We start from the raw sequence: 19,488 nt of genomic DNA on the forward strand, positions 1-19,488 counted from the left end.
TGCACTAAAACACTTCTCCGCTGTGGAGATTTCTTACCCTTTTAGGTACTTCATTTCTAGCCTAATAAGATTTGCCCCTTTCTATAAACGATATCCGAGATAAAATCATTCTCCGCTATTTCGAAATTCACAAATCCGTCCATACCAGACACTGTTGCTGCAAATAGTGACAGGCTGCCATCAAGATTATTTGCGATTAACAAGTCCCCATTCTGATGCACATAGTCAAAGTTTACGACTTGTTTGGCTGCCGGATCGAAATAGGCGGCATGAGAACGATGAAGCCCGGAGCCCCATGAATAGGTAAAGTACAGCTCTAACTTACCATCCCCGTCAAGGTCAGCAAGCGACATGCTCGTTATACCAAAGCCGCCGAACCACTCCCCAAGCGGGTATACAACTCCCTCATATAGCAGATAGGAGGCAGCCGATTTATCATATTTAAAAATCATATATTCAGAGTTTTCCCCGATATCATTCGGCGTTATGTTATAGCAGGTGCCGTTGTCATAACCCGATTCAAGGTTCTGTTGCAGCGCCAGAAAAGCAGCGACATTATTCGAAGTTCCGGTTATCGCCTTCGGTTTTACCGCTATTTTCTCTTTCGTCTTATTGATCTTATAGATGCTCCAGAAATATTGGCTCTTTTGTGTATTAGCTTTATCTGTATGTATTTTCGCGAGCCACATCTCGTCATCAAGAAGATAAAACCGATAAGCAGGAGAAACAGAAGGATCAGTTAAGGTGTATTGATAACGCGCTTTGTATGAAGCGATATCCGGAACGCCGATATCCGCCATCATAAAATCATCCTTGAACTTCTGCTCATCTACTACTGTACGCTTAAAGTAGGCCTCCAATCTTTGTTGATTGCCTGCTTCATCTGTGATAATCAGCTCGTTTTCAGTAATCGTGTAATATTCCTTGTACCCGTCCATCGCGATAAAAGAGCTGAGCGGATTCATATAGATTTGTTTCTCAAAGCTATAGGTACCGTACATTCCCGCTGTCTCCTCTGGCCCTTTATTCACTGTTGGATTGGCAGAACAGGCAGCTATAACAGCTATACAGGCTAAAGAGGATAGGGCTATTACCCATTTTTTCGGTTCCTTAAAGTTTAAAATATGGAGAACACGCTCCCGGACATTCGTCTCTCCGAAGGCAAGCGGACCCGCTAACGGAAAACGGCGATTAGCTGCAAAGGAGAGCAGTGACGTGCAGTACGCCTTCCGATGATCCGCCCCGATCCGGGACAACACCTTTTCATCACAGCTCATTTCCATGTCTTTGCTCATCAGCACAAACGCCAGCCATACAAGCGGATTAAACCAATGGAGAACAAGAATCAGAAACATAACCGGCTTGATCAGATGGTCCTTCCTGGTCAAATGGTACTCTTCATGCTGCAGCACATAGCTGCGCTCCTGCTCGCCAAGGCCAAAAGGAATATAAACTCGAGGTCTAATCAGGCCAAGAACGAAGGGTGAGCTAATGCGGTCGGATTCGTAGATATGGCCATCCAGCCTGACAGCTGCAGCGATTCGCCGCTTTAGGCGAAGGAATGCAACTAGGCTATAGATGAGCATTGCAGCGACGCCAAGACACCAAAGGATCGTTCCAATCTCTATCCATACTTGCAAAGGATTAACGCTGGTCGCAGGCAGGGCTGCGGGCAATCTGTCACTAACGAAAGTATTCACCGTCGGAATCCCCACTGTCACCTTCGGAGACTCCATGTACCCGACATCGGCAGGGACATAGCTGAGTGATACGTTGCTGTTCTTTTGCGCTGCTGTCATATCAAAGGGGTTCATATTAAAGATGCTAAGCTCAGAGGAAAAGGATACCGGACAAACTAGACGAAACAATACTACCGCCCATAATAAATAGGAATATTTCTTTGGCGCTCGCCGGAGCAGCAGCCGGAAGAGAAGTACAGCAGCAATCACATACGTTGCTGTAATACTCATGTTGAGCATTTTCAAAAAGAGCAATTCCATGCTCATTCCTCCTTGTGCGCATCAATCAGGCGCTTCAGCTCATCCGCTTCCTTCTTAGAAAGTGTCTTGTTGCCAAAAAACGAAACGAGAAATTGCGGCAGCGAGCCCTCGAAGGCACGCTCAATAAAATGCTCGCTCTCATAGGCTTGCACTTGCTCCTTAGGGACAATCGCTTCCACAATCGTGTCCTCGTTTTTAACAAGTCCTTTTTCACACATTTTCCGAAGCACGGTATAGGTCGTAGGCTTCTTCCAGCCGAGTTTATCGGCGCATAGCGTGACTAATTGTCCCGATGCCACCGGTTCGTTCTCCCACACCACCAGCATAAATCGATAGTCGCTTTCACAAAGCTTTAAATTGTTCATCATTGTCTACTCCTTACGGTTTATGACTATAAACCAATAAAATTAGTTTATAACTATAAACCAGCATTGTCAATCCAATGAGTGATAACGAATCCCGTGCAAAAATAAAGGCCGGAGCCCAGTGTCACACCGAATTCCGACCTTTTATTGTAAATAATTAAGAAATAACCACATACTCGAAAGTGATCTCCTCGTATTGATCCGCAGCGTCCTGAAAAACCTCCACGATGCCCGAGTAATCATCATGCTGCTCAGAATCTGCGATCCATCTAATCTTCAGCGGCATGGGCAGATGACCGGTGACACAATCCCATAATGCGTCCAGGTTCGCGCCGTACCATTCAGGCAAGCTAAGCTCCTGCTTCAACCAGTCATGAACGTTCTGGTAACGCTCGGCCTCTGACTGCTTCAGTTCTATAACCTTGCTCATTCGCGGAGACTCCCTTTCTTCGTAATATCCGTAAACGACTTATAGTGGTCCGTAGTCATATAGATTAATCCATCATTGGAGTAGAGAATTCGGTCCGCTCCGCGCGTACCCTTCTTATAATTGATATCCGCTTCATACCAAATCCGGTTTTTCTCCTTAGGCAGCAGCCCTTCCCGGTTGCCAAAACGGTCGCCTCCGATACTTTTGCCTGGCGCTACCTGATTTAAATTCCCTTTGGAAGCCACCCAGCCGAGCTGCTCGGCTTCTTTTTTCGTAATGAAATTATCCGGAAGCTTGTGATGCTGTCGAATATAATCCGATACCGCCTTAAAGCTGGTAAGTGGAGCTTGAGACTGAGATTGCTGTTGCTGCTGTTGTTTTTGCCCCGCCTCAGTGGAATTGCTTGGCGAATTAATGTCATTCAATGATAAATTCCCACAGCTGGTGAGCACAATTACTGCCATCATAATCATCGCTGCCAGCAATGAACGTGTCCAACTGCCCATTCGCTTCATACCTATTGCACCAAACATCGTATTTCCCCATTTCTTATCAAATAAGCCCACTATACGCAGACTCGCACTGCCAGCCCTTATTAATCACCCTAACCATACCCCACATAAAAAATACACCGCCAATAGCCCTCGGCGATGTATTTAACAGACGTAACGGCTAGATTATCTTTCTATCCAAGACTTTGCATGGACCAAGCTTCTACATCCCACGTTTTTGTTACCCAATCCTCGTAAAATTCAGGCTCGTGAGAGACCAGAACGACTGTGCCTTTATAGGCTTTCAGCGCTCGCTTCAGCTCCGCTTTGGCAACGACGTCCAGATGGTTCGTTGGCTCATCGAACAGAATCCAGTTGCTTTCCCGCATCATCAATTTGCACAGACGTACCTTCGCCTGCTCCCCGCCGCTAAGCTGATTTAGAGCGCGTGTAATATGTTCATTTTTAAGACCACAGCGAGCCAGCGCCGCTCGAACCTCATGCTGGTTCATAAAGGAAAACTCATCCCATACGTCCTCTAGCGGAGTCATCGTTGGCGCCTTCGCTTCTTGTTCAAAGTAAGCAGGCGATAAATAATCGCCAAGATACGTTTTGCCGTCAAGGGGAGGAACAACGCCCAGAATCGTCTTCAGCAGCGTTGACTTACCAACACCGTTGCAGCCTACGATGGCAATTTTATCGCCCCGCTCAATGACCATATTCATCTTAGGAAGAAGCGGCCTATTATAGCCAATGACCATTCCCTCGGCTTCGAATACCGTCTTGCCGCTTGACCGGGATTCTTTGAAGCTAAAGGTCGGCTTTGCCGCTTCCTCCGGCTTATCGATGCGATCGATACGGTCGAGCTGCTTCTCACGGCTTTTCGCTCGCCCGGAGGTTGAAGCACGCGCTTTATTTTTCTGAATAAACTCCTCTTGCTTCTTAATATATTCTTTCTGCTTCTCGTAAGCGTCGATATGCTGCGCCTTGTTCAGGGCAGACATCTCCAGAAACTTCTCATAATTGGCCGTATATCGCGTCAGCTTCGTAAATTCAAGATGATAAATGACGTTAACGACCTGATTCATAAAGCCCGTTTCATGAGAAATAAGAATAAGCGAGTAAGGATAGTTTTTCAAATAGTTAGTCAGCCAGTTGATATGCTCTTCATCCAAATAGTTGGTAGGCTCATCGAGCAATAAAACACCGGGCTTCTCAAGCAGCAGCTTGGCAAGCAGAACCTTCGTCCGCTGTCCGCCGCTAAGCGCGGTAACGTCACGGTCAAGTCCGATCACATTCAGGCCTAGACCGTTAGCCATTTCATCGACCTTCACATCGATCAAATAGAAATCGCCAATTTCAAGCTCCTCTTGAATTTCGCCCATACGCACCAGAAGCTGCTCCAGCTTATCCGAATCGGCATCGCCCATTTGCGCCGTAATCTCGTTAAGCTCTTCTTCTAACACCAGCAGCGGCAAAAATGCATCCTTCAATACGTCGCGGATAGTTTTACCCGCTTCAAGCTTCGTATGCTGGTCCAAATAACCGTAACGAACGCGAGGTGTCCATTCCACCTTGCCCTCGTCCTTCAACAGCTTGCCTGTCAAAATATTCATAAGGGTGGATTTGCCTGTACCATTCGCCCCAACAAGCCCGACATGCTCCCCTTCAAGCAAACGGAAGGACACATTTCGAAACAATACCCGATCGCCAAACGTATGCGATAATTGCTCAACAGTCAACAAACTCATTTTTCTATATCTCCATTCATGTATGTGCCTGATTAGAACTTATAAATCCTCGATTTGCTCGTATCATTGTACCACAAAAATGTTTGTTCATTATTTATATCTATGCGAGTTTCTCTGAAATGGGAAAAGGGGCTGCCTCTCTGGTCGCATGTGACCTGAGAGACAACCCCTTTACAGGTTGACTTTAAGTATTACTGATGACTTGTCGGATGCTGTACAGTTGCCGGGATTTGACCCTTGAGCATGCGGTTGATGTCACCTGTCAGTCTCAAGTAGAAATCGGACGAAACGTTAACGCCATCTGCATTCAGAGTCAGGAAATACTGGTTGGCCGGAATCATGGAAGAATTCTCGGCTGCTTTAGCAATGGCTGTACCTTCATCATATTCGTCGAACATGGCAACGTAAGCGGTATTAATGCCAAGACTCTTGGCGTTATACGCCTGCCGCCACATGAAATCGCCGTGCAGTCTCGGAATTTGGTTCTGTGGTCCGCCATGCAGGTTGTACCAGGAGAAACCTGGCCATAGTACCGGCTGATAAGCGATGCCTAACTGATTCGTCATAGCCAGATCCGGCTGCATCAAATTGTTTTTGAAGTGGTCTGCACCAGCTTCACCGCTGAAACGGCCTACATACCAAGGCGACAGCATGTCGAAGGATTGATACACGCTCAAGAAGCCCGATTTGGAGTCCTCAACACCGGTTCTCCAGTAAGTCGGAACACCGCCAATTACGTAAACGTTTTGATCCTTGAACCATTGAATAAGTCCAGACGCCTCAGCCGCCGTACCTGGACGGTCAGTAAAGCCAATTCCCCAGATATTAACGACAGTCTTCCCATTCTGCTTCGCGTACGCGGAAGAAGAAGTCAGGTTCATACCGCCTTGGATCTTGTTCGTCCAGTCCGATTTGATATCGTTAACCCATGTACTGGAGTTCATGCCTGTAATGTCATACATCACGTAGAACTTCCGGTTATAGCTCTCTGCGGCATTTTTCACCTTAACCGCAACGCTGTCCCGGTTCGTACGCCAGTTGTCCGGCGTAGTGCTGGCACTGGCGCCAAAGCGCTGCAAGGCTGCGCCGTCAATGTTATACGTCTGCATCCACTCAAAATGCTTGTTGACCGTTTCTTGGTCATAGGACGAGAACAATTTCGCCTGCTGTCCGTTATTCAGATTTTGCAGATTCGTCTGGTAAAGCTTCGAATATTCTCTGAGGTCAGGATACAGATCGAAATTAATGTTGCTGCCTGTCCCTGGTGCAGAGCTGTTTTTGGACCAATGGATCCAGCCTCCGTTCGGAGAACCGTCACCCGCAGCATTGAACCAGCCCTGATACCCCGCAAACACTTTACCTACGACATCTCCGCCAGTAGGCTGTGGTGTGGATGGATTAAAGCGGAACCAATTGATGTTGAACAGATTTCCCGCTCCTCCGGTAAATTTCAGAAACAACGTCTGTACGCCGGTTGGGTTGCCGCTAACCGCACAAGTCACCGTCGTCCAGTTTTGCCAGCCGCCTGTGCCCGGTACCGTACAAGTAGCCGCAAGAGTACCCGTCAAGCTGCCCAATCGCACTTCAATAGCACCACCGCTGGCATTGCTCGCAACTCTCGCATTGAAAGCGCTTGCACCAGTTCCGAAATCAACACCATCAAATCGGATATAGTCGCCATTATCGATAAAAGCAACATTTTGCCCGCCCTCGCTCGATGCTTCCAATTGAATACCGGATTGCGCATTATAGCTGGACGCTGCAGTCTGCGTGAATGCGGATGCTGCCAATGCAGATGACGGCTTCAGTGCCATCGTCACCAGCAGCAACGCCACAATTAGCGCTGCGGCTAACCACTTCTTATAGACTTGATTGTCTGATGCATGAATCATTTTTATTCCTCCTCGCCTTTAATAAGTGCATGCTTGCGTAGCGTAGCCTAATCTAGCTTGTCCTCCGTTTCCTAACGGTCGTCCGATTCTCCTTTCTTTGCAGACCCGATCTGTCCGTCATGTTCTGACGGATTTCTTCGTCTGTCGCCTCAGAATCATAAATGATCAACGCGAGTGAGCCGACAACCGTCGGGAACCTGTCATTATCATGTTCGTACATATTTCGTTAGAGGTATAGGAGACGATCTTGACTTTTACAGTCGAATAATATCCAAATTTTTGTATTTGAAGAAAAGAGTGCTGGAGCAGCGACAGCGGATAAAACAAAGGCCGCTCCGCTTCTGAAAATCAGAGGCTGAACGGCCTTTGCGTCATCCTATGTATCGCTCGGAAGCCTGCATCCCATTTGCTCCACTTCCATCGCCATTTGGGCTGAAGGCTCAATAAGGCTTCGCAAGGGCACTTCTTGTTCCTGCTCCGGCTGGTCGATCGGATAAATTCTGGCTGTGTCATTCTCCTCATTCACATGCTGAATATAAATCTGAACCCCATTGTATTCCACGTTCTCCATAATCGGAGACGCCGCAATTTCCTGGGCCCGCTGGATATTCATCTTAATAGCCTCCTCTAATGCTGTTAATTGCCAATTACATTTTGTGCGCTAGTGGAGGGCTCTATACAGGGATTCATAAAAACACTTAGATAATTTAATGATTTTCTAATTTCACAAGTGTAGTAAACCTATTTTATATTCCTTTCAATATCAATTGGATAAAAATATTTAATATGATAATATATTCAAAGCTTATATAAATTTTTAAGCACAGAAAAACCTAATTACCAAATATATTTATTTTGAGGAGAAAAATTTGGATGAATAAGTTTTTGAAACGGCTGTTGAGCGGGACAACTGTTATCGCTCTGCTTCTGAGCATAATGCCTTCCACCCCTGCACACGCGGAGCAGCAGATAGAACCAGCGGTCGTTACAGACTATGAGCTCCAACTGATTGGGGACAAATCGACTTGGAATGCTTACCCTATAGTAAGAATAGGGAAAACAAATTACGGGGACGGTTACGCTCGTACATCGGATGAGCATGCTTTTCCCGGCTTGAAGTTCAAGATGCCAAGCATCGCCGGTCAGAATAGCAGCGATAGCTACAAGAATGATGGAGACAAGTTTATATGGAGCGCTTGGGTTTTAGACGAGTATTATCAGAATGGCGATCATCTTTATATCCATATCTCTTATCCAGCAGGCGACAAGCAGCATGATCAACTGTTTGATTTTAATAGTAAGAATAAAACGATGAAGCTGGTCAAAAAGATGATCAACAGCGGCCAGAGCTATAACATACAGGTTTACCCGCAATCCGAAATGTTTTCTGTCAAAACGACAAGAGTATTAAACAAATTTGATATTTACAATATAAATACCGGGAAGCTTATTACGACTGCGGACTACGCTTTCCAGCCGTATCCTCTAGTAAGCGGAGGCTTTGGCAAGACCTTCAATCGAAAGCCTGCAAGCAATTCGCTCATTATTAACGCCTATACGAATAATGAGCTCGCCAATTATGAATTACTCCCTAATGGCAGCAAAAAACAGATTAAATATAACCAAGTGAATTTTTTGGATGCAACAACGGGGTGGACTAATAAAGTAGGCAATATTGTTTATGGCAGTTATTACGATAAGCCAAGCAAAACTTGGTTAATTGGATACAAGACGGGTTCCAGCAGCAGCTACAAGCCACTAACCAAGAAAGGTACCGAGTCACGGGTAGAATTTTCACCGAATTTGAAGTATATGCTGATTACCGAGTTTAAAAAAGATGTGAAAACCGGGAAACGGACAAATGAGTATCTAACCACTATTATCGATGGGCAGACGGGAAAAGTACTGCGAACCCTTGCAGCCTATAATCGTAAATATGTTCACTTCACTTATAATTGGAAGTACGGAGACGAACTAGTAGAAATTAGTTTTAATAGCTATGCGAGGGACGGCTACTTAAACCTTTCCACTGGCCATTTTGTCAGCAAGTATCGAGAGTGGACAAGCACATACGGCACCTACTCGGGAGACTTCAGTAAGCTGCTGTCACCTGAGCGGAGTCCGGAAATACTAGTGAATAATACGTTACATGTGAATCTTTCAGCTCCCGGCGTATTTTTGGCAGATAATTATTTATGGTATTTGAGCGTCAGTGACTTTGCATCGAAGATCGGTGCTGCTGTGACGGTTTCTGATAAAAAGGTTATTGTGAAGCTGGACAATAAAGAGTTTACGGCAGACCCCAAGACAGTGATCACCTTCCGTAACCGCATGTATATCCCGATGCAGGATTTCCGCAAGCTGGGGTTGAAGCTGCAGCTAAACGGAGAAGAACATGTGAAACGTTATATTTATGATGCAGCTTAATAATAAAACTGCCGGGAGCGACTCCCGGCAGTTTTATTATTGTCATGAAATTAGCATCACAAATATACTTACCCTCATAAAATATACACTTAAACCCCCTAGTAAAACTTTATTCCATTTAAATAAAATCTATTAATTTACCGATAAAGATAATAGAAGGTATATTTACAAATTTTAATATTAGATAGGAGATTTGTGGTTGACTATCATTGGAATCGATTTGGGCACCACGAACAGCTTAGTCGCGTACTGGACTGAGACTGGCCCTGCTATTATCCCGAATGTGCTCGGGGAAGCTTCAACTCCTTCCGTTGTCAGTTTGGATGAAAATGGAGAAATTCTAATTGGACAGGTCGCGAAAGAACGCCTGGTCACGCACCCCGCTCTATCGGCTGCCACCTTTAAACGATACATCGGTACTGAAAAACGCTATCGAATGGGAGCTCATACTTTCACGCCGGAAGAGTTGTCATCTTTCGTTATACGTTCCTTGAAATCAGATGCTGAAGCTTTCTTCGGCAGAGAAGTCACAGAAGCGGTCATCAGCGTCCCCGCTTATTTCAACGATACGCAGCGCAAAGCGACGAAACAGGCCGCAGAGCTTGCTGGTTTAAAGGTTGAGCGCCTAATCAGTGAACCGACGGCAGCAGCTATAGCCTATGGACTTAACCAACAGCAATCGGACACGAAATTTCTCGTATTCGATTTAGGCGGAGGTACCTTCGACGTATCGATTCTCGAATTTTTCGAAGGGATCATGGAAGTCAAATCAATCGCTGGCGACAACTATTTAGGTGGCGAAGATTTTACTCAATTGCTTGTCTCTCATTTTATCGAATCACATACTATCGATTTCCATACTCTTGATCTCAAAGCGCGTTCATTACTCCTGAAGCAAGCGGAGTTATGCAAACTAGCCATTAGCAATGGGAAGGACGGCAAGATGAGTTTCAAAGATCAAAGCGGCTCTTATGAGACGATCTTAACCCGCAGCGATTTTGAAAGAATCGCCGGCCAGTTGGTTCTACGTCTGAGGCATCCAATTGAACGTGCACTAAGGGACGCCTCGCTATCTCCGAATGAACTGGATGCCGTCATCCTGATTGGCGGCGCGACAAGAATGCCGATCATCAAGTCGATCGTCGCAAAGATTTTCGGCCGGTTGCCTTTCACAGAGATTAATCCGGACGAAGCCGTCGCGTTAGGAGCTGCCATTCAAGTCGCATTGAAGCAGCGCAACCAAGATTTGAGTGAGATCATATTAACGGATGTCTGTCCCTACACGCTAGGAATTGAAACATCCCGACAATTGAGCAGCGACAAGATCGAATCCGGACACTTCAGCCCGATTATCGAACGGAATAATCCGATTCCCGTCAGCCGAGTTGAGCGCTATCAAACTGTCCATAACCAGCAGAAGATCATCGAAGTGGCCGTGTATCAAGGCGAGAGCCGTAAAATAGAAAATAATCTCATGCTAGGCGAGTTGGAGATCGATGTTCCTCCCGGACCCGCCGGCGAGCAATCAATTGACGTTCGGTTTACCTACGATATAAATGGAATTCTTGAGGTTGAGGTAACTACAGTCAGTACCGGCACCAAAAAGAAAATCATTATTGAGAAGGAACCGGGCAAATTTACGCAGCAGGAAATCGAAGATCGGTTAAAGCAATTGCATGCAATCAAGATCCATCCTAGAGAGCGAACCGAGAATCGTCTGCTTGTAGCCATGGGTGAACGGTTGTATGAGGAAATGCTGGGAGATAAGCGAGATGAAGTGGCCGCCTTGCTTACACAATTCGAACGGGTTCTCACCTCCCAGAACGAGCACGATGTGAAAAAGGCTGCCATCCGACTCAAACAACAATTAGAAGAAATAGAAAGATGGCGTGACTACTGATGCGAGCATGGGACATACTTGGCATCGAACCCACCGACGATGTATCGACGATTAAGAAAGCTTATTCTCTGAAACTGAGAGTGCATCATCCGGAGGACGACCCAGAAGGCTATCAACAGCTTAGAGAAGCTTATGATCAGGCCGTTAAGTCAGCAAAAAAACGGATTAGACAACTCGCGGTACTCGACCAAGAAGAGACAGCCGTAGCTGAAGCGAATGCAAATCCAGTAAATTCCGAGACATCGGACTCCGAAATCCCGCCTGTGTACAATGAAATGCACGAGGAATACGAAGAGAGCGCCGACTACAACGACATCATTAACAAAGAGTTCGACGCATCCTCGCCACCATCTATTTTGCGTTGGATTCATGTCGAGGACAGACCGCCTGATCCAGCAACTCAACTGAAAGTCTTTCTGGAAGAGGCCGAGGCGCTTTATGCTGACTTCCCTTCCCGAATCGACGCAGACAAGTGGCTGGATCTCTTGAATTCCGATATCGTGTGGGACGCAACCAAACAAAATATCATATCTGCAGAAATGCTTGATTTTCTGGAGAAGCACTATTTCTTGCCAAGACCGATCTGGCGTATTCTTGAGACAACGTTCCATTTAAATGATCGAGCCCTGGAAGATAGCAGCTTCGCTGAGCGGTATCCTAAGGTACATGCTTATGCAATAGAATCGCCAGAATTCAATCTCGACTACTCCCCACTTCTGAGCGCGGGAGATATGGATTTAGAAGCGTATCTCCGACTAAGGGAAAGCGGCTTTGCTTCTCTGTCCGAAGGAGATTTAAAAACGGCGATTCGAATAATTGAGGAAGCTTTGGCCATGTTCGCGGGTGATCCAGATCTATTGCGGCTGCGGTTCGAGTGCTATTCGCAATTCAAAGACGCAAGGCTCGCCTTAGAGGCTTGCAACGATTGGCTCCGTATTGCTGGTAATAATCCTGAAGGTTACTACTTCCGTGCTCGTTATCTGCTAGAAGCTGGACGACCAAAAGGTGCGATGCTGGATGTAGAGCGACTGCTCTTGCTGGCCCCAAATGAAAACAGGACATGGTCCGTGCTGGGCAAGTGCCAATTGAAACTCGGGAATCTGGAGCAAGCAAGGGAGGCTTTTGAACGCATTCTCGATCGTAATGCCCATGATATCGAAGCGGGGATTTATCTGGCAGATATTCGGAGGCAACTTAAGCAGCATAGGAAGGCCCCTTTGCGACGGCGCCTGAAACTTGCCTCTGGTTATCTGTTATACAGGAGTTTGCTGCCTCTAGTCTTAATAGCTGCAATTCATCTTTTGATTTTAACACCTTATATATCGCCTAATGGTGAAAGCCCTTGGTACCGATTGACTCATCTTTCCCAACTGATTGAGCAAATCAACCCGGCTGATCCAATAGAAATCCACACGTTAAAAGATTTCTACAACTTACCAGACAATAATACGAATACGGTGAAGTTGAAACTCGAACACACAAACTTCATGGGAATCTATGAAGTAGAAATGGAAGCGGCCGACGGCAATCCGGTCATCCAGTACAGGTCTGCACGAAACGTTCAGGATTCCGATGTTTTTACGCGCGCTACCGGGTATCTCTCTATCGGTCATTTGGAAGACGCCGCAATTATTGTTATAGCTACCGGCAAGCAAGCGCAGACCATGCACAATGAAGGCTCGATTGAAATGGAAGGCCTGTTTCACCCGTCTCTGATGCAAGAAATGCAGGTCATAGTGGAGGATTGGAAAGAGAAAAGCGAGGACGCTGCTCGCCATCTGAACAAGCATGAAATAGCAGACATTTATGTTGATTCGAGATTGGAACCAAAGGCTCCGCCAACGGACGAATATGTCAAGCTGAGGGGAGCCGATAGCATTTTGCTGCTTCTGATACCGTTGTATATTTTATTTTTAGCGGAAATCAGATTGACTTGGCGATACATCCGTTTCACAGGAGAGGGAAGAAAGCGAGGAAATTCTTTTGAACATTAAGAGGCAAATCCTGTTGAAGAAATATACACGTGCTTTCGTAGCGATCTGTCAAGCGCAGAGCGGATACGAAGAATACTTCATTACCAATCCCCTTTCCCCCAGAAAAAGACAAATTTCCGCTTCGCTTAAGAGACATGGTATTCATAACATGGATGAGTTCTTTGCCGACTTCCTTCAACATATTCGATGGCGTCAACAAGATCTATTCAAAAAACTAAGCGACAAGCTCACGCGAATGACTAGTACCCAGCGTATAGCCTATATTCAATCGGTGACTAACATAGAGCATCAACAGGCTTTGTACATGGTGAACGAATATTTTGAAAGACTACCTAGAGGCGGAATCGCTGCCCATGAGTATACATGGGCGGTGTTCAAATGCTGGGCCGGATACAGACTCGGCTATGTCGACTATAAACAGCATATGCTTTACATTTCCGATATTGTAGCCGCCGTACAGCGGGATTATCCAGATTGGAACAGTTTTTTAACGGGTTTCTTCGCAGGCAAGGCCTTCTTCCTGTCAGGAGAGCCCTCCTTTGAACAACTAGACCTAAACAAAGATGTTCTCTCCCGTTTGCTTGAGTCCAAATTCAGCCCACTCAAAAAAGTGGACCTCCAAGGCTAACTGCTTTCATAACCGAAGGGGGAAACTTTAACTGTGAAGTTAGATAAAATAAAGGCCGTTCAGTCTCTAAAAACAGAGACTGGGCGGCCTTTGTATCATCTTATACGTCGCTTATCCCTCTTGTAACTGTATTTCAATGTCTATTCTAAGGGGGCAGGCCATAACTAGAGGCTCCGGCCCGACTGGCTTTTCGTTCGATCAGCCTTTCGTATCGTCGCTTTCCTTCGCTCCTCGTCCGAAATTTTCTTGATAATAGCTTGGGGTGCAGCCTGCGTACTTCTTGAATATCGCGATAAAATACTTGTAATCCTTATAACCTACGTCCACAGCAATCGCATACACCTTCTCATCGCTGCGCTGCAGCAGCTCCATCGCCTTCTGAATACGGTAGCGATTCAGGAAATCGTTGAACGTGTAGGTCGTTTCACTCTTAAACTTCTGATTCAAATAGGTTGCGCTGACCTCCAGCTTTTCCACCAAATCCTTAATGCCGATCTTTTCGGCATAGTGCTCCTGCACATACTGAATCATCTTCGATACGTATCGGGACGACTTCCCAGGCAGCTTAACGACAGAAGCCTGCAGCGATTCTCCGGCACTGGTCTCCGCCGTTTTCATCGCCGTATAGTGACGCTTCATCTCCACCTGGCTCTTGGCGCGGTTCAAGGCAGCGAGCAGCTGCTCCTGCTCGAGCGGCTTAAGCAAATATTCCGTAACACCCAGCCGGATGGCTTCTTTGGCGAGCCGGAATTCATCATAGCCGGATAGAATGATGTAACTGCACGCTGCTTCATCCAAGCTTCGCTCAATCATCGTAATTCCGTCCATCAACGGCATATTAACATCTACAATGACGATATCCGGCCGCAAAGCTTGAATCTGGCGAAGGCCGTCTTCGCCGTTCTCCGCTTCACCTACCACGACACAGTCAGCGCCCACCCAATCGAAGGTGAACCGCAGTCCTTTGCGTATCATCTCCTCATCTTCCACCAGCAGCACCTTGAACATCCGCATCCTCCTTCAGGTAAGGCAATACAAAAGTAACCGTCGTCCCTTCCCCTTCAACACTGTCCATATGAATGCCGTAACGGTCTCCATACATGAGGACGAGCCTGCGATGCAGATTATGCAATCCGATATGAGGCGCACGGTTATCCTGTGAAAGCATGATGGCGCGCACTTCCTCCAGCCGCTCCATGCTCATTCCGCCGCCGTCATCCTTGACCTCAATTATCAGATCAGCAGCTTTCACATAGCCAACCACGGTAATGGCGACCGACTGGCGCTGGCGGTAGCCATACTTGATCGCATTCTCAATGACAGGCTGCAGCATAAGTCTCGGAACCAAAGCAGCCTTAGCCGCTTCTCCGACCTTCTCCTGGTAGCGGAGCCTGTCCTTGAATCTCATCTGCTGCAGCTTCATGTATCCCGCGATATATTCAAGATCATTGCCAAGGACGACTTGATCCCGTTCATTGCCAATGCTGTAGCGCAGATGCCGGGAAAGCGTCAATACGATATCCTGGGCCAGCTTATCATCTACGACGATGGCATACCGCAGCATCTCCAGCACGTTAAAAATAAAATGAGGATGGAATTGCGACTGCAGATGCTTCACTTCGATGACCCTGCGCAAGTCGGAAAGCTCCTCGTTTTTCGCTACCAGTTCGTTCAGCCGCCGCAGCATCAAATTGTATTGATTCGCAAGCGTCTCGAATTCGTCACCTGTTCCGATATAGACATACGATTCCATATTGCCCGACTGCAGCTCCCTGACGGCAAAGGTCAGCTTGTCCATTGCGCGCGACTGGCGAGTAGAGATAATACGGGCCGAATATCGGATTAATATCCATAACAGCAGGCTCGCAAGTATGAAGAATACGGCCAGCGATAAATAAGCGGCATGATTCCATTGTGCAGCGCTTAACGTATATATTTTCCACTGGGAGGCAGGCACGTAGGTTTCCTTGCTATAATATCTTCCTTTGTCGATCCACACATATCCCTTCGAATCTCTCGCCAGGCTATACTTGTTCATCAGCCCGCGCGTCAGGTTGTTAGTCGTAGCGATAATATTGTGGTAAGAATCGGTTACGACAGCGATTTCATTATTTTGTACAAAGATCAGCTTCTGAAAGTCTTCCTCGTACAGCTGGTAGATCAAATACCCGACTATAGCCTCGCCATGCCGAATTTCTTTGGCGAAGGTGTAGGCCGTATAACGGTCGTGGGAGAAACGAAGATGGTTCGTCTCGGCCAGTGCAGACAAGCCTTGCCGGTACATTCTCCGGGCAATGGTCTGTACCGCAAGATCCGTTGCATCGGAGCTATAATTGGCTGAGGACGCAAGCATGTTCCCGTCCGTACCGACGATATGCATAATACTTTTTACCCGCTGGCGGTTGTTAAAATCGTAAAACCGTTCGAACACTTCCGGACCGTTGCGGCGCGATTCCACGAAGGAAATAACGGTGCCCAGCTCAGCGGCCTCGTTCATTTCCTCAAGATAGGAGGCATAAACCTCCTCCACAGCCGTCTTGATTTTCTTGCCCGCATCCGTGGTCTGGCCGATTAGCAGTAATCTTGAGTTGATCATCATAAACAATAGAAACAATACGAATAGAATCGATATCGGTACGAGGGTATGAAACAGGAACATCCGGCGCAGCGAATCTTTGAAACTCCCTTTAGCCATCCCGTCTCCCCCTTCATGTGTCCTATTATCTTATCCGACATTCCGGAAATGTGAAACAGCCTAGTTTCGCCATATGGACAAAAGGCCGGAACCCGCTTGCGCGAGCCCGGTCTGGACTTACATCGTAACTTCTTTTTTGCCCGACAGCTTGAAGAACAGCAGCAAGGACACGACGGTAATGGCCGTCAGCAGTGTAGATAAGGCAGCCGCTACGCCGTAATTGCCGCGTACGACCTCTGTATATACCGCAACGGTCATCGTTCGGGTGTTCCCGGTATACAAAATAATGGAGGTACTCAATTCCGTTATAATACTGATCCAGCTAATGATCGCGCCAGCGAAGACGCCGGAAATCATCATGGGAACCGTAATTTTGAAAAAGGTCCTCATCGTCGAAGCCCCGAGGCTGATCGCCGCCTCTTCGATACTGTCATTCACCTGATGAAGGACGGCTGCGCTGGATCGGATCGTGTAAGGCAAACGCCGGATGACAAATGCGGCGATTAGAATAACGGCCGTACCGCTCAGTACAAACGGCTGCTTATTGAACGTGACCAATAGCGCGATACCAAGGATGGAGCCCGGTACTATATAAGGCAGCATCGTGAAGGTATCCAGCAGATTGGCTACAGCTCCTTTGCGCTTTACCGTAACGTAAGCGATCAGTACAGCAGCCAGCGTAATGATGACAATCGTGATACCAGCCATTATGAAGGTGTTATAGATGGAATCGCCCACCTTGGCGAAAGCCGCCCGGTAACTGTCCAAGGAGTAACCATCAACGAAGATTTTACCCGACGTTTTCTGGAAAGATGTGTACGCTACATACGCTTGAGGCATCATCGCCAGTATCGTGAACAGATAGACGTACACATGCGCCGCCACATTAGCGGCACCCTTCAGCTTCTTGGGCTCAATCGGATTCAGAGCGCTCATGCTGTAAGACTTGCGATTCGCAACAAACTTCTGCAGCAGGAATACAGCAGTGGCGAACAGGACGACAATAACGCTTATCGCCGCGGCAAAGCCATCGTCGCCGCCAACCTCGCTAATAAACTCGTTGAAAATCAATACAGGTACTGTACGGAAGCCCTCACCGATCAGCATCGGCGTACCGAAATCCGCGAATGCCCGCATAAAGACGAGCAGACCGCCTGCCAGCAGCGTTGGCGTAATCAATGGTACGAGAATCTTCCACATTTTCCGAAGACCGGTGCAGTTCATGCTTTCCGCAGCTTCCATAAGGGAGTTATCGACATTTTTCAATGCTCCCGATACATACATGAAAATTAGCGGTGACAACTGCAGCGTCAGTACAAGCAAAATACCGGAGAAGCCATAAATATCAGGCATACGGAATCCAAATACGTCAAAAACGAAGTTGGTAATGACACCGTTGCGTCCGAGCAGCAAAATCCAGGCATACGCTCCGATAAACGGAGCTGACATGGACGAGATCAATATGAGAATGCGCACCGTTCCGCTGCCCTTGATTTTGGCAATGGTCATCATATAGGCAAGCGGTCCCGCCACCAGCATGGAAAGCACCGTGACGCTTACCGTTACCTTTATACTGTTCCAAACGGCGTTCATATAGTAGGCTTTGCTAAAAAATTTAGTGAAATAAGCCAAGGAAAAATCGCCTGTTGTACCGTCAAAAAAGCTTTTGATTAACAGCATGAATAATGGCAATGCCAGAAAGATCATATACCCTGCAAAAATAATAAATGTAATCAGCGACCAGATGTCCCACCGTTTCATGCGGCCGGTCATAGCCCCGTCCCCCGATTCAAATTACGCTCTCCGGATTCGTCATATACATTAATGGTTTCCGAAAGGATAGCCAGACGTACGGTCTGCCCGATATTAATCACATCATTAGCGGCCGATTGCTGAATAATCTCGACTTCCTGCCCGTTGTCGAGCTGTACGACAAGATGTGTATTCAAGCCCAAGAAGACGTTATTAACGACTTTGCCCGCCAGCCCCTTGCCATCCTCAGACAGTACAAACTCCTCTGGTCTGACTGAAATTCGGACGGCAACCGATTCTCCAGGCTTCGCTTGCCCTTGCAGCGCCTGCATCGGCAGCGAATAGTCGCGACCGACCACTACGGAGGCTGCGCCCTCCGCTCCGATCTCCAGCTTGGCGTCGATGACATTCGTTCTTCCGATGAAGGTAGCAACGAATAAATTGGCAGGACGCTGATAAATATCCCGCGGTGTGCCAACCTGCTGAATAACGCCTAATTTCATAACCGCAATACGATCCGATACGGCCATCGCTTCTTCCTGATCATGCGTTACATAGACCGTCGTAATTCCCACTTCACGTTGAATGGACTTAATCGCATTCCGCATATCCACGCGGAGCTGCGCGTCCAGATTGGAGAGCGGTTCGTCCATCAGCAGCACGTCCGGATTGATGACGATAGCCCTTGCAAGCGCCACACGCTGCTGCTGTCCGCCCGATAGATTTTTGGGCATTCTGTCTTTGTATATATCGATCTTGACCGTATTTAAAATATCGCTGACTCTCCGCTGCTGATCCAATTTGCTAACCTTGCGGTTTTGCAGCCCGAACGCAACGTTCTCCGATACGTTCAGATGAGGAAAGATCGCATAGTTTTGAAACACCATGCCGATGTTCCGCTTCCCTGGCGGGACGTCATTCATTACTTTCTCATTAAAGGCAAGAGCTCCGCCTTCTATGCTGTTAAAACCTGCCACCATACGAAGCAACGTCGTTTTCCCGCAGCCCGAAGGACCCAGAAGGGTGAAAAACTCACCCTTCTGAATATCCAAGGAAAGCTCGGGAATAACAGTAGTGTCGCCATATTTTTTCACGATTTCTTGGAAGGATATCGCAACGCTCATGATGTACACCCGCTTTCTGATTGATCGATCATTCTCATT

Annotated in this window: 14 protein-coding genes and 1 pseudogene; 4 read left to right on the top strand and 11 right to left on the bottom strand. The window is 47.1% G+C overall.

The genetic code is table 11. From position 1 onward, the window contains the following. Nucleotides 1-56: 56 nt before the first annotated feature. The 7 genes and pseudogenes from IEX98_RS09750 to IEX98_RS09780 all read right to left on the bottom strand — a co-directional run. A complete protein-coding gene (locus tag IEX98_RS09750) occupies nucleotides 57-2,000 on the bottom strand; it encodes a M56 family metallopeptidase (RefSeq protein ID WP_188888769.1) in 1,944 nt (647 codons plus the stop codon). Between the two features lie 2 nt (nucleotides 2,001-2,002). Then, nucleotides 2,003-2,368 (bottom strand): BlaI/MecI/CopY family transcriptional regulator, encoded by a 366-nt coding sequence (locus tag IEX98_RS09755; RefSeq protein ID WP_308421774.1) that lies wholly within the window; start codon nucleotides 2,366-2,368, stop codon nucleotides 2,003-2,005. Nucleotides 2,369-2,522: 154 nt separating this feature from the next. Next, nucleotides 2,523-2,795: a barstar family protein gene (locus IEX98_RS09760; protein WP_188888770.1), complete on the bottom strand. Its 273-nt coding sequence runs from the start codon at nucleotides 2,793-2,795 to the stop codon at nucleotides 2,523-2,525. After that, entirely contained in the window at nucleotides 2,792-3,328 is a 537-nt protein-coding gene (locus IEX98_RS09765; protein WP_229692072.1) for a ribonuclease domain-containing protein, read from the bottom strand. Before IEX98_RS09765 ends, IEX98_RS09760 begins: the two co-directional genes overlap by 4 nt. Nucleotides 3,329-3,480: 152 nt before the next feature. After that, nucleotides 3,481-5,037 carry an ABC-F family ATP-binding cassette domain-containing protein gene (locus IEX98_RS09770; RefSeq protein WP_188888771.1) on the bottom strand — a complete coding sequence of 519 codons (1,557 nt, stop codon included), beginning with the start codon at nucleotides 5,035-5,037 and terminating at the stop codon, nucleotides 3,481-3,483. 191 nt (nucleotides 5,038-5,228) lie between these two features. Then, entirely contained in the window at nucleotides 5,229-6,929 is a 1,701-nt protein-coding gene (locus IEX98_RS09775; protein WP_188888772.1) for a carbohydrate-binding protein, read from the bottom strand. Nucleotides 6,930-7,368: 439 nt separating this feature from the next. Beyond that, nucleotides 7,369-7,542, bottom strand: a pseudogene (locus tag IEX98_RS09780) (small acid-soluble spore protein H); the annotation flags it as partial. Between the two features lie 260 nt (nucleotides 7,543-7,802). Between IEX98_RS09780 and IEX98_RS09785 the strand changes: the two are divergent. The 4 genes from IEX98_RS09785 (at nucleotide 7,803) to IEX98_RS09800 (ending at nucleotide 13,878) form a co-directional block, all read left to right on the top strand. Continuing rightward, complete coding sequence (locus IEX98_RS09785) at nucleotides 7,803-9,356, top strand: hypothetical protein (protein WP_188888774.1); 1,554 nt, start codon at nucleotides 7,803-7,805, stop codon at nucleotides 9,354-9,356. Nucleotides 9,357-9,555: 199 nt separating this feature from the next. Continuing rightward, the gene (locus IEX98_RS09790) at nucleotides 9,556-11,256 is read left to right on the top strand and encodes a molecular chaperone HscC (protein WP_188888775.1); all 1,701 of its coding nucleotides are present in this window, start codon (nucleotides 9,556-9,558) and stop codon (nucleotides 11,254-11,256) included. Then, nucleotides 11,256-13,250, top strand: a complete 1,995-nt coding sequence (locus IEX98_RS09795; RefSeq protein WP_188888776.1) for a J domain-containing protein — start codon at nucleotides 11,256-11,258, stop codon at nucleotides 13,248-13,250. The genes IEX98_RS09790 and IEX98_RS09795 overlap by 1 nt, the downstream gene beginning before the upstream one ends. A 13-nt stretch (nucleotides 13,251-13,263) precedes the next feature. Then, on the top strand, nucleotides 13,264-13,878 hold the full coding sequence (locus tag IEX98_RS09800) for a DUF1266 domain-containing protein (protein WP_188888777.1): 615 nt from the start codon (nucleotides 13,264-13,266) through the stop codon (nucleotides 13,876-13,878). 198 nt (nucleotides 13,879-14,076) lie between these two features. Here IEX98_RS09800 and IEX98_RS09805 read toward each other — a convergent pair whose 3' ends face one another. From IEX98_RS09805 to IEX98_RS09820, 4 genes are all read right to left on the bottom strand, one after another. Continuing rightward, nucleotides 14,077-14,886, bottom strand: a complete 810-nt coding sequence (locus IEX98_RS09805; RefSeq protein ID WP_188888778.1) for a response regulator transcription factor — start codon at nucleotides 14,884-14,886, stop codon at nucleotides 14,077-14,079. Next, nucleotides 14,858-16,573: a sensor histidine kinase gene (locus tag IEX98_RS09810; RefSeq protein ID WP_188888779.1), complete on the bottom strand. Its 1,716-nt coding sequence runs from the start codon at nucleotides 16,571-16,573 to the stop codon at nucleotides 14,858-14,860. The genes IEX98_RS09805 and IEX98_RS09810 overlap by 29 nt, the downstream gene beginning before the upstream one ends. Before the next feature lie 117 nt (nucleotides 16,574-16,690). Further along, a complete protein-coding gene (locus IEX98_RS09815) occupies nucleotides 16,691-18,346 on the bottom strand; it encodes an ABC transporter permease (RefSeq protein ID WP_188888780.1) in 1,656 nt (551 codons plus the stop codon). Next, complete coding sequence (locus tag IEX98_RS09820; RefSeq protein WP_188888781.1) at nucleotides 18,343-19,449, bottom strand: ABC transporter ATP-binding protein; 1,107 nt, start codon at nucleotides 19,447-19,449, stop codon at nucleotides 18,343-18,345. Before IEX98_RS09820 ends, IEX98_RS09815 begins: the two co-directional genes overlap by 4 nt. Nucleotides 19,450-19,488: the final 39 nt, after the last annotated feature.

It is taken from the genome of Paenibacillus radicis (ex Gao et al. 2016) (genome assembly GCF_014641555.1).
Lineage (GTDB): Bacteria > Bacillota > Bacilli > Paenibacillales > Paenibacillaceae > Pristimantibacillus > Pristimantibacillus radicis.